This window comes from Sinomicrobium oceani (assembly GCF_900119185.1).
Lineage (GTDB): Bacteria > Bacteroidota > Bacteroidia > Flavobacteriales > Flavobacteriaceae > Sinomicrobium > Sinomicrobium oceani.
In genome coordinates this window covers 34,372-47,682 of sequence record NZ_FPJE01000008.1, presented here as the reverse complement: position 1 = coordinate 47,682, position 13,311 = coordinate 34,372, and the positions used below count along the sequence as shown (strand labels likewise).

At 47.0% G+C, this 13,311-nt stretch carries 10 protein-coding genes; 6 read left to right on the top strand and 4 right to left on the bottom strand.

Translation table 11 applies throughout. The features are described from left to right. Positions 1 to 8: 8 nt before the first annotated feature. The gene (locus tag BT112_RS08615; RefSeq protein WP_072316969.1) at positions 9 to 581 is read left to right on the top strand and encodes an AAA family ATPase; all 573 of its coding nucleotides are present in this window, start codon (positions 9 to 11) and stop codon (positions 579 to 581) included. Next, complete coding sequence (thrC, locus tag BT112_RS08610) at positions 581 to 1,885, top strand: threonine synthase (protein WP_072316968.1); 1,305 nt, start codon at positions 581 to 583, stop codon at positions 1,883 to 1,885. Before BT112_RS08615 ends, thrC begins: the two co-directional genes overlap by 1 nt. A 255-nt stretch (positions 1,886 to 2,140) precedes the next feature. Here the strand turns inward: thrC and BT112_RS08605 are convergent, their stop codons facing one another. Next, positions 2,141 to 5,059, bottom strand: coding sequence for an FAD-binding and (Fe-S)-binding domain-containing protein (locus BT112_RS08605; protein WP_072316967.1), 2,919 nt, complete (start codon positions 5,057 to 5,059; stop codon positions 2,141 to 2,143). A gap of 65 nt (positions 5,060 to 5,124) precedes the next feature. Between BT112_RS08605 and BT112_RS08600 the strand changes: the two genes are divergently transcribed. From BT112_RS08600 to BT112_RS08585, 4 genes are all read left to right on the top strand, one after another. After that, positions 5,125 to 5,601 (top strand): hypothetical protein, encoded by a 477-nt coding sequence (locus BT112_RS08600; protein ID WP_072316966.1) that lies wholly within the window; start codon positions 5,125 to 5,127, stop codon positions 5,599 to 5,601. Positions 5,602 to 5,743: 142 nt separating this feature from the next. Next, complete coding sequence (locus BT112_RS08595) at positions 5,744 to 6,220, top strand: hypothetical protein (RefSeq protein WP_072316965.1); 477 nt, start codon at positions 5,744 to 5,746, stop codon at positions 6,218 to 6,220. Between the two features lie 159 nt (positions 6,221 to 6,379). Next, on the top strand, positions 6,380 to 7,558 hold the full coding sequence (locus BT112_RS08590; protein ID WP_245777004.1) for a formylglycine-generating enzyme family protein: 1,179 nt from the start codon (positions 6,380 to 6,382) through the stop codon (positions 7,556 to 7,558). A gap of 43 nt (positions 7,559 to 7,601) precedes the next feature. Continuing rightward, complete coding sequence (locus BT112_RS08585) at positions 7,602 to 8,453, top strand: substrate-binding domain-containing protein (protein ID WP_072316963.1); 852 nt, start codon at positions 7,602 to 7,604, stop codon at positions 8,451 to 8,453. A gap of 60 nt (positions 8,454 to 8,513) precedes the next feature. On the opposite strand, the gene BT112_RS08580 is transcribed toward BT112_RS08585, so the two are convergent. The 3 genes from BT112_RS08580 to BT112_RS08570 form a co-directional block, all read right to left on the bottom strand. Then, positions 8,514 to 9,179: a uracil-DNA glycosylase gene (locus tag BT112_RS08580; RefSeq protein WP_072316962.1), complete on the bottom strand. Its 666-nt coding sequence runs from the start codon at positions 9,177 to 9,179 to the stop codon at positions 8,514 to 8,516. A gap of 103 nt (positions 9,180 to 9,282) precedes the next feature. After that, positions 9,283 to 10,380: a Gfo/Idh/MocA family protein gene (locus BT112_RS08575; RefSeq protein WP_072316961.1), complete on the bottom strand. Its 1,098-nt coding sequence runs from the start codon at positions 10,378 to 10,380 to the stop codon at positions 9,283 to 9,285. 252 nt (positions 10,381 to 10,632) lie between these two features. After that, positions 10,633 to 13,011 (bottom strand): glycoside hydrolase family 31 protein, encoded by a 2,379-nt coding sequence (locus BT112_RS08570; RefSeq protein ID WP_072316960.1) that lies wholly within the window; start codon positions 13,009 to 13,011, stop codon positions 10,633 to 10,635. Positions 13,012 to 13,311 lie beyond the last annotated feature (300 nt).

Below are 13,311 nucleotides of genomic sequence, written 5' to 3'. Positions count from 1 at the left end.
AGATTGCTATGCTTCAACAGGATTTACACGAAGAAAACAGTTTTTATGTCTTTACGGGAGGACCGGGAGTAGGGAAAACAACTACATTAAAAGCCCTCAACCGTTCCGGTATACGCTATGTGCCGGAAGTGGCACGCGATATCATCCGCGACCAAACAGCACATAACGGCGATGCACTACCCTGGAAAAACAAGGAAAAGTACAGGGATCTCATGCTGTATAATTCCATAGATTCCTATCGTACAGCCGCCGGAAACAAGACAGAAGACATCCTGTTTTTCGACAGAGGGATACCCGATACTATCGCCTATTCCCGTCTCGAGAACATCCCGTTGTCCGAAGCACAGAACGAAGAAGCGGCAAGATACCGTTACAATACTAAAGTATTTCTATTTCCGGCCTGGGAAAAGATATACCATACGGATAATGAGCGAAAACAGGATTTTGAAGAAGCTCTGAAAACCTATGAAATTATGGGTGAGACCTATACCGCAATGCATTACCATATCGTGGAACTCCCGAAAACAGATGTGGAGAGCCGCGTAAAATTTATACTGAACCATCTCAACTTGAAGAAATAATGAATTATTACAGTTTAAACCGAAACAGTGAAAAGACTTCTTTCCGGAATGCCGTCATACAAGGTCTGGCTCCCGACAAAGGCTTGTATTTTCCCGAAACCGTAGAACCGTTGGATCCGACCTTTATAAAAGACCTGGAAAACATTTCCAATCCGGAGATCGCATATATGGCTATAAAGCAATTCGTGGGAGATGATATTCCCGAAGCCGAATTACAAAATATTGTTACCGAAACACTCTCCTTTGATTTTCCCCTGGAGAAAGTAGAAGATGACATTTATGCCCTCGAACTGTTCCACGGGCCTACCATGGCTTTTAAAGATGTAGGCGCGAGGTTTATGGCCCGTTGCCTGGGATACTTTAACCGTAACAGGAAACAGGACGCCGGGAAAGTCACAGTGCTGGTCGCTACTTCCGGAGATACCGGAGGTGCCGTAGCCAGCGGATTTCTGGGTGTAGAAGGTGTGGATGTGGTGATATTATACCCTTCCGGGAAAGTCAGCGATATCCAGGAAAGACAACTTACCACCCTCGGAAAAAATATCCGGGCGCTGGAAGTCGATGGCACTTTCGACGATTGTCAGGACATGGTTAAAACGGCATTTCTCGATAAAAGCCTTGGCGAAAAAAATCTGACCTCCGCCAATTCTATCAACGTAGCCCGCTGGTTACCCCAGATGTTCTATTTCTTTTTTGCTTACAAGCAATTGCAACATAAAGAAAAGGATGTCATATTTGCCGTTCCCAGCGGAAATTTCGGAAATATATGTGCCGGGATCATGGCCGGTAAACTGGGCCTTCCCGTAGATCATTTTGTAGCGGCTACCAATATCAACGATACCGTCCCCCAATACCTGAAAAACGGCACGTACAGCCCGAAACCTTCCAAACAGACCATATCCAATGCTATGGATGTAGGAAATCCGAGCAATTTTGTCAGGATACAGCAATTTTTCGACCAGGATATCGAAGCCCTGAAAGCGAAATTTTCATCGTATAGTTTCTCCGATGACCAAACGCGAAAAGTCATGGCTAACATATACACGGCATCCGGATATGTGGCCGATCCTCATGGAGCCGTCGGGTACCTGGGCTTAAAGAAATACCTGGGGCAAAATCCGGGAAAAACCGGGATATTCCTCGAGACCGCACACCCCGTAAAATTCCTCGATATCGTCGAAGACACCCTCGGAGTACAAGTAGAGATCCCGGAACAGATCCGGGCCGTTATGGATAAGGAAAAAATCAAGCGAAGTATCAGTTCGTATGAAGAACTGAAACGTTTTCTGCTCGATAGCAAATAGTACCTTTTCGTATAGGAGACCAAACGTGGGCTTCGCGATGTAGAAGTCCACGTTTATACCGTATTAAGATACCCGCACAACCTAAATAATCGCTCACTACAACATCCCACAAACCAAACAACTCACCCAAACCGGGGCTTCGATACATTCCGGCCAGGCCGGAACACTCAGCCGCCTCTATGTAGCCTAAAGCCGTACACCACTCATTAACTCAATAACCTATTACCAAATAACTCCCCCCTAACCAACTACGAACTAACCAACTAAATACTCCCTCTCCATCCGCAAAGCTTCCCGCAATACCGTAACAGGATGTTTAGCCCGGATTCCCGTACCATCGAGAATCTGGTGCCTGCAACTGGTACCGTTGGCTGCAATAACAGTACCTTCTTCCGAACGGCGCACTGCAGGAAATAACCGCAGTTCCCCTACCTTCATACTTACCTTGTAATGTTCTTTTTCATACCCGAAAGATCCTGCCATGCCACAACATCCGCTGTTTATGATCGTCACTTTATAATTTTCAGGCAGGTTGAGGACATCGAAGGTCACTTTCTGATCGGACAATGCCTTTTGATGACAGTGGTTATGTATTTTCACCTGCCTGGCTTCCGATGTAAACTGCGAGGCGCTAATATGACCTTTTTGGATTTCCCTGGCGAGAAATTCCTCGATGAGCAATGTGCGTTTGGCCAGTAACCGGGCTGCTTCTTTATCTTTAGCCATTTTGATATATTCATCCCGGAACGAAAGCACTGCAGATGGTTCGAGGCCAACAAGCACGGATTCCTCCGTGACCATCCCCTTTAAATCTTTTATATTCTTATCGGCTATTTCCGCGGCCTGTTCCAGGAATCCCCTGGAAATAAAAGTACGGCCGCTTTCTCCCTTAAATAAAGTTACCGTATACCCAAGACCTTCGAGGAGCTCCACGGCATCCTTTCCGACGTTCCCGTCCAGATACCGCGTAAATTCGTCAATAAAAAGAATAACCGGAGCATGTGTCTTCACACTTGATGCAGTTCCGTTTCCTGCGGTTTTTTTCTTAAAAGGCTTCAATGGAGGAAAACTGCGTTCGGGAGCAATCCCTACAATCCTTTTCAACATGCCCGAAGTCAGGACGTTTCTGTAGACCCCATTGATCAGCCAGGGGAAAACAGCAGTGATACTGTTGAGTTTTGTCGTATAGGCAAAAGCCTTGTCGCGGATACTCGTGCCGTTTGCTTTCTGGTACTGATAGAGCGATTCCGCTTTGAGGGTGGCCATATCCACATTACTCGGGCATTCGCTGCTACAGGCTTTACAACTCAGGCAAAGATCCAGTACTTCTTTAATTTCGCCATGATCAAAACGATTCTCCTTTGGAGACTGCGTCAGAAACTCCCGCAACGTATTGGCACGTGCCCGGGTCGTATCCTTTTCATCTTTGGTCGCATGATAGCTTGGGCACATCGCCCCGGCAGACCAATGCGTTTTCCGACAATCTCCGCTACCATTACACTGTTCTGTAGCACGTAGAATACCTTCCGTATCCGAAAAATCGAGAAACGTATTAATTTCCGGCTCCTTACGGTCCTTTTCATAACGCAGCGAAGTATCCATCGGGGCCGGGTTTACGATCTTTCCGGGGTTGAAAATACCTTCCGGATCGAAAAGCGATTTAACCTTAACCAATAACCGGTAATTGTCTTCGCCCAGCATCAGCCGTATAAATTCGGATCGGACCATACCGTCACCGTGTTCCCCGCTGAGCGAGCCGTTATACTTCTTTACCAGGTGTGCTACATCTGTCGTTATCTGCCGGAACATCGCTACATCTTCCGAACTTTTCAGGTTGAGAATGGGGCGTAAATGAAGTTCGCCTGCTCCTGCATGAGCATAATAAACCGCACGCTGATCGTACTTTTTCATCAGAGCGGAAAATTCGCCGATATAGGATGCGAGATCTTCCAGGGCCACGGCAGTGTCTTCTATACAAGCCACAGCTTTTTTATCACCTACGATATTACCCAGCAATCCCAATCCTGCTTTGCGGAGTTCCAGGGCTTTCTGGATGTCGTCCCCGTATAATACCGGGTAAGCATACCCCAGTCCGCTCCGGAGCAAAACCGATACCAAGCTGTTCTTTCTTTCCTCCAGCATCTCCTCATCGTCCGATCGCAATTCGAGCATGAGGATTGCCATCGGGTCGCCTTCGATAAAAAACCGGTTTGCTGCCTGCCCCTTGTTATTGCGGGTACAATCCAGTATCACCTTGTCCATCATCTCGCAGGTAAAAAGATCGTGTTCCATGACCGGAACTACCGCACGCAGACATTCGGCTATACTTTCAAAATGCGCGGCAATCATTACACTGTGTTTCGGCGGGAGATCTTCCAGCCTCAGCTTTATCCGGGTTATAAAAGCCAGCGTCCCTTCACTACCGCATATCAGTTTACACAAATTGAGGTTTTCTCCTTCCGGCTCAAAAGGCTTCAGGCGGATAATCTCATCCAGGGCATACCCGTTGTTTCTCCGGTGAATCACCGGTTTTGGATAAGCCTCCCGTATTTGTTGCCTTATATCTTCCGGCTCCAACATGTCGCATAACTCCCTGTATATCTTACCTTCAAGATCATCCTGTTGAAGTTTTAACTGAAGTTCTTCTGCATTCAGGGATTTAAAAACAACCTCCGAACCGTCGGACAGTATTGCTTCCATCTCCAGAACCTTATCCCGCGTTACGCCATATTGAATAGAGGTGGTTCCGCTCGAATTATTGCCGACCATCCCCCCGATCATACAACGGTTGGACGTCGAGGTATTAGGCCCGAAAAAAAGATCGTAAAGGTGCAGATGCGTATTCAGTTCGTCACGGATAACTCCCGGTTCCACGTCTACAGTTTTCTCTTCCTTATTAACCTGTATGATCCTGGTGAAATAACGCGATACGTCCATTACGATCCCTTCCCCTACACATTGTCCTGCAAGCGAAGTCCCCGCCGTACGCGGAATCAGGGACACGCCCTCTTTTCCGGCATAGGCTATCAGCTTTTTTATATCCTCTTTTGTTCGCGGATAAGCCACCGCAAGCGGAAGTTTTCGGTAAACGGAAGCGTCTGTGGCATAGATATTTCGATAAAGATCGTCGAAAATGATCTTACCTTCCAGCTTTAAATCGTCAGATTTTAACATGACATTAATAAGATTTGTGTAAAAATAGCGTTGTATTGTCACTAAACAAAGTTAAAACAGACTATATGAGAAAATTATTCTTGTTTTTAATTGTCGTATTCGGAGCAGCTTCCGTTGCACAGGCACAGCGAATTTCTCCCAACGCACTCGGATTGCGTATCGGTGACAGTGATGGTTTTGGTGCTGAAGTATCTTACCAGAGATTACTTCAAAGCAATACCCGTCTCGAACTCGACCTGGGATGGCGGAATTCTCACCATGTTGATGCCGTCAAACTTACAGCGCTTCACCAATGGGTGTGGAGGCTCGACGGTAATTTCAACTGGTTTGCCGGTGCAGGTGGCGGAATAGGTAGTTTTGATAATGACAGGCTCGACAGAAGCGGAACTTTCGTGTTTCTTGCTGGGGATATAGGTCTGGAATACAATTTTGATATTCCCCTTGTAATTTCGCTGGATATGCGCCCCGAATTCGGGTTTAATGACCATTACAGGGACGATCTCGATCTCGATATTGCCCTGGGTGTACGTTTCCAGTTCTAACAACTTGAATGAAAGAAGTTTTCAGGATTTATCTTCTTATTTTGACAACATATTCGCAAATAATAATAGTAAAAAGGTTATAAATGTTAAAAAAAATCCCTACCTTCCATTATAAATATTGTTAAATTAATAATATCTGTTTATGAAAAATTTCGTTTTTTTAGCCGTTTTATTCTTTGGGTTTATGGCAACATCCCAGGCACAGGAAATCGCTCCTAACGCTCTTGGTCTGCGTCTCGGAGACAGTAAAGGTTTTGGTGCGGAAATCTCTTATCAAAGAGCTTTAGGATCCAATAACCGACTGGAACTCGACCTGGGCTGGAGAGACTCTGACCACGTCGATGCCTTTAAACTCACCGGCTTATACCAATGGGTATGGAGCCTGGAAGGTAACTTCAACTGGTACGCAGGTGCCGGTGGAGGTCTTGGTAGCTACGACAACAACGATCTGGACGACAGTGGAGCCTTCTTTTTCGTAGCAGGTGATGTGGGTATCGAATACAATTTCAACATCCCGCTGATTTTGTCCCTCGATTTCCGTCCGGAATTAGGTTTTACGGATGCATACAGGGACGGTCTTGACCTGGATATCGCCCTCGGTATCCGTTATCAGTTTTAGAAAAATGCAATAGCATCATAGCAGAACTCCCGGGAACCATGGTTTCCGGGAGTTTTTTTATGTCCCTGCACTTCCCTGCCTCTTACGGCCCCACCCTTTAATTTCTTTAGCTGCCGAAACTATATAAACCGCCCGTTTTTCCGTTAATTAGTATCTTTAATGCCTAATTCTGTAAAAATGCACCGGAACGCCCTTCGTACATACGGTTTATATCTCGTGATCACCTCCCTGATACTTTCCTGCGGTTCCCCTAAAAAGGAACCGGAAAAACAAGAGCCTGTTCTAAAAGGCACTCATCGTAAAGTACCGGATACCATTACTTCCTGTGAAACAGGACTTCCGGAAAGGTTTCCTGCGCGTTCCGGAACTGCCACCACCGAAATCACAGAAGGACAGGTATCACATCAGGGAATGGTATGGATTCCTGCCGGAACGTTTCAGATGGGAGCATCGGACAATGAAGGCCGGCCCGATGAATATCCTACCCATCTGGTAAGGATAGATGGCTTCTGGATGGATGAAACGGAAGTGACCAACGCCCAGTTCCGGGAATTTACAGAAGCGACGGGCTATATAACGACAGCCGAAAAGGCCCCGAAATGGGAAGATCTCAAAGCTCAGCTCCCTCCGGGTACTCCAAAACCTCATGACAGTCTTTTTGTCGCTGCTTCCCTGGTATTCAATCCTCCTTCCTATCCTGTGCCGCTAAATGATGCTTCGCAATGGTGGAGCTGGGTCAAAGGTGCAAACTGGAAACATCCCGAAGGACCGGACAGTTCTATTACGGGAAAAGACCATTATCCTGTAGTACATATTTCCTGGGACGATGCCAATGCGTATGCCCGATGGGCCGGGAAGCGACTTCCCACGGAAGCCGAGTGGGAATATGCCTCCCGCGGAGGACTCGATGACGGTAAATATCCGTGGGGTAATGAAGATATAGAACAAGGCAGTCCCAAAGCCAATACCTGGCAGGGAAATTTTCCGGACCGGAATACCGGTTGGGATAGCTACTCCCTGGCCGCACCGGTAAAATCTTTTGCACCTAACGGATACGGATTATACGATATGGCAGGAAATGTATGGGAATGGTGTGCAGACTGGTACCGGGGCGATTACTACGAACATATCGGAAAAGGTATTGTAGAAAATCCTGCAGGCCCGAAGGACAGCTACGATCCTATGGAACCGGGCATCCCGAAAAAGGTAATCCGGGGAGGTTCTTTTTTGTGTAATGCTTCCTACTGCAAAGGATACCGTGTGACTTCACGGATGAAATCATCACCCGATACGGGTATGCAGCATACCGGATTTCGCTGCGTGTCTTCCGTACGCTGACCTTTTTTGAATTTAATAATAGCGCAATAAAACATCATTTTCAATGAAAACCATAAAAATAACCGGCGTACCGGAACACTTTAATCTCCCCTGGCATTTTGCCATCGAGGAAGATGCTTTCAGAGAACGGGGTATCGATCTCCAATGGACAGATACCCCGGAAGGTACCGGTAAAATGTCCGGTATGCTCCGGGATGGGGAAACCGATATCGCTATCATCCTTACCGAAGGTATCGTCAAGGATATTACGGCAGGAAATCCTTCCCGTATTGTTCAGACCTATATAGCTACTCCCCTGATCTGGGGTATCCATGTGGCTGCCGATGCTCCGTACAGGGAAATAAGTGACCTGCAAAATACAAAAGCGGCAATAAGCCGCCTGGGGTCGGGATCGCATTTGATGTCATACGTCAATGCCCGTCGTGAAGGATGGAATACCGAAGCCCTTACTTTTGAGACCGTAAATACCATGGACGGCGCTGTGGAAGCGCTGCGTTCGGGAAAGGCCGATTATTTTATGTGGGAACGCTTTATGACCAAACCTCTCGTGGATCGTGGCGTATTTCGCCGCGTGGGTGACTGTCCTACGCCCTGGCCGTGCTTTGTCATCGCCGTACGCAATGAGGTCCTGGAGAAAGAAGGCCATGTCATTAAGCACATCCTCGATGTGATCAATACCTACACAGAAGATTTTAAACAGATCCCGAGTATAGACAGGACCCTGGCCAATCGTTTCGACCAGAAGCCCGAAGATATCAGGGAATGGCTTTCCCTAACCAGGTGGAGCCAGTCTCCTATGGATGCCAAAACTCTCGAAACCGTACAGGAACAACTCCTGGAACTCGGCCTGATCCCTGAAAGACTTCCTTTCGACAGGATCGTAAAATCATACTAAAAAACCCGGTCTGCCCCTGCTCGTTTAAGGGAACAGACCGGGATTTCTCATTTTTTATTCCTACCACGCTATGGGTTCTTGTCCTTGTCGTTCCAGGTAGGCATTGGTCTTACTGAAATGTTTGTTCCCAAACCACAGTCCTCGGTTTGCGCTTAAAGGCGAAGGATGCCCCGTTTCGAGTACACAGTGTTTACTGCGATCTATTTTACTCCCTTTCCGTTTGGCATAACCGCCCCATAACAGGAAGACTACATGCTCTTTCTCTTCCGACACTTTACGGATCACTTCGTCCGTAAAAATTTCCCAACCTTTGTTCTGATGACTTCCGGCCTGGTGCGCCCTTACCGTGAGGGTGGCATTGAGCAATAACACACCCTGGTCGGCCCAACGTTCGAGATTACCGCTTTTGGGATAAGGTTTGTTAAGATCGGTTTCGATCTCCCTGAAAATATTGATCAGGGAAGGAGGATGAGGAATCCCGTCATTCACCGAAAAACAAAGTCCGTTGGCCTGACCGGGACCGTGATAAGGATCCTGCCCGATGATGACCACATTGACATCGTCGAAACTACAATGATCGAAAGCCGAAAATATTTCACTCCCTTTCGGGTAACAGGTATATTGGCTGTATTCGTTCTTCACAAAATGTACCAGCGACTTAAAATACGCTTTTTCAAATTCGGGCTCCAGCCTGTCCTTCCAGCTGGCGTCTATATTTACGTTCATGATTTCAGGTTTGTCCGTGTCAAAAATAATGAATCCGGAAAGCCTGACAAAAACGATCTGCCTGCTTTCCGGAATCCTTATGGCTTTAATGTTCTTACGGGCATTAAAACTTCACCTGTCCGCCTTCCGAAGCCACTTTATATATGGCTTCTACGATGCGTATATCCCGGAGTCCTTCTTCTCCCGGCACCTGCATAGGCCTGTTTTCCATAATAGCCAGCGCGTCATCGTCCATTTGTTTAATCTGTTGCCAGGGCTGTTTGTATTCGTAACGGATCGCTCCCAAAGGACTCTCCCCTTTTAATCCCTCGTATTCCGAATAGGGTGCAAACTTTATGGTTCCTTTCTCACAGGTAATATCCAGAAAATTTACATATTCCCCGAAACTGGTTTTGATATCGGCAAATACGCCGCCGGGAAATTCGAGCCGGGCTACGGCCGTTTCGTCAAGGCCGTTCGTATATATCTCCGGTCTTGTCGTGGATATATCGGCAGCGACCAGCACCACAGGTTCCATTCCCGATCCGAGACGGGCTCCCTGTATAGCATATACGCCCATATCGTACAGAGCACCTCCCCCCATCTCTTTCTTCTGTTTCCAGTGGTCCGTACGGTTATCCCGGTATCCGGCTCCGCAATTGACTTGCTTTACTTTTCCGAGGAGTTCTTCCTTGACGATCCGCCTGTACTCCTGTGTGTGCGGTTCATGCTGTAAGCGATAGCCAATAGCCAGCGATTGTTTGTTTTTGCGGCAGGAATCGATCATGTCACTGCACTCCTGCACGGTTAAGGCCATAGGCTTTTCGCACCATACGTGCTTTCCCGCTTCTGCAGCACGAATAACGTATTCCTTGTGCATGGATGGTGGTAAAACCACATAAACCACGTCAATATCAGGATTATCCGCTATGGTGTCAAAGTTGTCATAGTTATAGATATTCTGCTCCGGAATGTTATATTTTTTACTCCATATTTCTGCTTTGGAAGGTGTTCCCGTAACAATCCCCGCGAGATAGCAGTTGCGCGTTTGCTGTAAGGCCGGAGCGAGTAAATCCGTACTGTAGTATCCCAGTCCTACCAGGGCCACCCCCAACCGCTTTTCCCGGTTTTTCGCCCCGAACATCAGTTGAGGAGAAACGGCAAGGGCCCCGCTGCCAAGTGCTATGGTCTTTAGCGCTGTTCTTCTTGAAAAGGAATTCATGGTATGTAGGTTTTTAATATTGCTTGTTTAAGTTAATCTATTTCCCGGATTTCATCAAAAATATTTTGGGTTCCGCATTTTTTCCTCCCGGTAACGAACCGGAAATCCGGGCTGACCTCCTGGTCTTTGCCTTTAAAGCCCGGCAAACGTCGCTAAGACACCGCAACAAATTCTGTTATCTCAGGTTGTTGTCCCACAAACTTCGAACCAAAAAACGAAACGACTAAATCCCTCCGGCTATGGTACCGACAATCAATTGCTGATCTCAAACTGCACCTTTCCTCTGTATGGATCGGTTTTAAGCCGGAATTTGCCCTCATCCTCAGCGACCTTTATATCATGAATACGAGTATCTCCCGGCCTGTGTATAATTCCCGAAGCTTTTCCCGTCGTACTGAACACATTGAGTTTTATCCGGCTCCAATCCATATCCTTTGTAGATTGGGCCAGAGCTATATGTGGCAAAACAGTCTCATCCCTCACCAATACGACAATCGGAACTGCCCCCGGTGCTATACGGTGCCAACCGCCTTCGTAAACCTGTCGGGTCTGGTAATCGATCCATTTCCCGGGCGGGAGGTAAACATTTCGCGCTGTGAGATCCTCGAATAACGGGGCAACGAGCAGCGATGATCCGAAAAGATACTGATCGTCTATCAGCCATGAGCCCGGGTCGTCCGGGAATTCGACAAACATCGCACGCAGCATGGGCAATCCATTCTCTGAGCTGTGTCTGGCCTGGGCATAGATGTAAGGCATAAGTCGGTAACGCATATTATCGGCAGCCCTGAAGTCATCGAGAAACTCTTTACTGTATTCCCACGGTTCCGTAGGAGGCTCACCGTGACTCCGCACATGTGAGGTAAGCATTCCGAAAGGGGTCCACCTGCGGTACAGGTCTTCCGGTGACTTCGTTACAAATCCGCCCACATCATGGCTCCAGAAGGTAAATCCGCTCAAACCCAGCGAAAGCCCACCCCGCAATGTCGCGGCCATAGCCGTATTGGTCGTTGCGGCATCCCCGCCCCAGTGCAGCGGATAACGCTGGCTTCCGGCCCAGGTGCTCCGGGCCCATATCAGGCTATATCCTTTTTCTTTTTTTGTAATTTCAGCAACGGCCTTATTGTATCGCAACGGGTAAAGATTGTGCTCGTAAAACCCTGTTCTTCCGGAATGGTATAACCCCGATGCCGGGGCAGCCTCTCCAAAATCCACTTTGATAACACCTACCCCTTGACGGAGGAGTCCTGCTATTTTGTCCTGGTACCAGCGTACCGTTTCCGGATTCGAAAAATCCAGAACCGCATCTTCATAAGGGATATTTCCCTTGCGGTCTTTTACGGCCAGGCCCTGTTCCACGATCTCGGGAAACAATGTATTCTGTGGGGTAAAATAAGGAAGCTGCCAAAGACATACCTGAAAGCCGTCTTTTTGCATATCGGCAATCATTTTTCCGGCATTGTCAAAACGATCCCGGGCAAATTGATAATTATTTCGCCAGTCCACATCAAACCACCCGGTATCGAAGTGGATGACATCACTGGGTATTTTATGTTTTCGCAGGTTTTTGGCCACCGCCCTTCCTTCCTTTTCTGAAAAATAGGTTATGCGGCTCATCCAGAAACCAAAAGACCACAACGGAGGCATTTCTGCCTTACCGGTCAGTGCAGTGTATTCACCGAGAATAGCTTTGGGGTCCCCTATAAAAAGAAAAAGATCAGCTTCATCATCTCCGATCATCATCGCATTGGCGGCATTAAAGTATTTACCGAAGTCCACCGTTATCGGTGTGGAGTGGTGCATAAAAATACCATAACCCCTGCTGCTCATATAAAACGGAACGGGCTTGTACATGGTCTCGTTTTGTACGCCGTTGGCATCGTCTGTCCACAGGATCACTTTTTGTCCTCTTTTATTGAATTGAGTGAATGACTCTCCGCAACCGAATATTTTTTCGTCGGGCGATAAGGAGAATACGGCAGCCATACTCCGGGAATAATCTTCTGCCCGGCGTATAAACGAAAATGGCGTAACGGGAGTGTACGTATTTTTTACATCCCTGGAGTGCAAGGTCGAAGTGAGTAATTTTCCGGAAGCATCATAAACGCCTACATGCCAGGGATTTTCCATAATTTCCACCTTCCCGAACCTGCTCGTATAACGATGTCCGCCGGTTATCGCCGTATAGTTCCAGGACTTTCTATCGGACGGTGCCGTACCGTCTACAAGCATGAGTGATGGCTCTTCGTCACGAAACTGCGGTCCCGAACTCATCCGTATACGGATAGTACGTTCCGAAACAAACTGAATACGGAAAGGCAGCTCGGGCGAAACAGCATACTCCGTAGTCGGGAATTCATTGGCTTCGGCCTTCACCAATCTCGATAACATATTGTTGAATGCCTGCCGGGTGGCGAGGTTATGGCGGTTATACTTTACGGTCCCGGTAGCTGTAACAGGATCAAAAGAAGCCAGTTCGTCGGCTAAATAAAAGGTATTCCGGTAGTCTTCGAAATCCTTGCTAATATCAGGTGGTTCATTGAGTATGCCGTTATGCTGTAACTGTGCCGTAGCAGAAAAACTCAGTACTGTCATGAAGATAAACAGGATACTCCGGTGTAGATTTTTCATTGGTCCTTTTGATTGGGTTGATGCAGAATAAAACATTAAATAGCACAGTATAACATGCCTATGGGATCATTGTAACTTTTCCCCCGATAACAAAACCGTTAAATTAAGAGACTGAAGTCCAATATAATATCCCGGAATACAATTATAGTGCAAATGACTACAAGAATACTCAACTATTCTGAATACTGCAATATTTTTTAATATAATTTTTGTAATTACCAAAAAAATGAGATATTTATGCTCTATTGATAATTGTCTTCCTCCCTCTTTACTCTTATCAGGAAAAACATGAACTTTACG

What these genes read in the sequence shown, in the direction of transcription:
- BT112_RS08580 (WP_072316962.1), bottom strand. Translation starts at nt 9,179, where the DNA reads ATGAACGTAAATATAGACGCCAGCTGGAAGGACAGGCTGGAGCCCGAA.
- thrC (WP_072316968.1), top strand. Translation starts at nt 581, where the DNA reads ATGAATTATTACAGTTTAAACCGAAACAGTGAAAAGACTTCTTTCCGG.
- BT112_RS08615 (WP_072316969.1), top strand. Translation starts at nt 9, where the DNA reads ATGCTTCAACAGGATTTACACGAAGAAAACAGTTTTTATGTCTTTACG.
- BT112_RS08570 (WP_072316960.1), bottom strand. Translation starts at nt 13,011, where the DNA reads ATGAAAAATCTACACCGGAGTATCCTGTTTATCTTCATGACAGTACTG.
- BT112_RS08605 (WP_072316967.1), bottom strand. Translation starts at nt 5,059, where the DNA reads ATGTTAAAATCTGACGATTTAAAGCTGGAAGGTAAGATCATTTTCGAC.
- BT112_RS08595 (WP_072316965.1), top strand. Translation starts at nt 5,744, where the DNA reads ATGAAAAATTTCGTTTTTTTAGCCGTTTTATTCTTTGGGTTTATGGCA.
- BT112_RS08600 (WP_072316966.1), top strand. Translation starts at nt 5,125, where the DNA reads ATGAGAAAATTATTCTTGTTTTTAATTGTCGTATTCGGAGCAGCTTCC.
- BT112_RS08585 (WP_072316963.1), top strand. Translation starts at nt 7,602, where the DNA reads ATGAAAACCATAAAAATAACCGGCGTACCGGAACACTTTAATCTCCCC.
- BT112_RS08590 (WP_245777004.1), top strand. Translation starts at nt 6,380, where the DNA reads ATGCCTAATTCTGTAAAAATGCACCGGAACGCCCTTCGTACATACGGT.
- BT112_RS08575 (WP_072316961.1), bottom strand. Translation starts at nt 10,380, where the DNA reads ATGAATTCCTTTTCAAGAAGAACAGCGCTAAAGACCATAGCACTTGGC.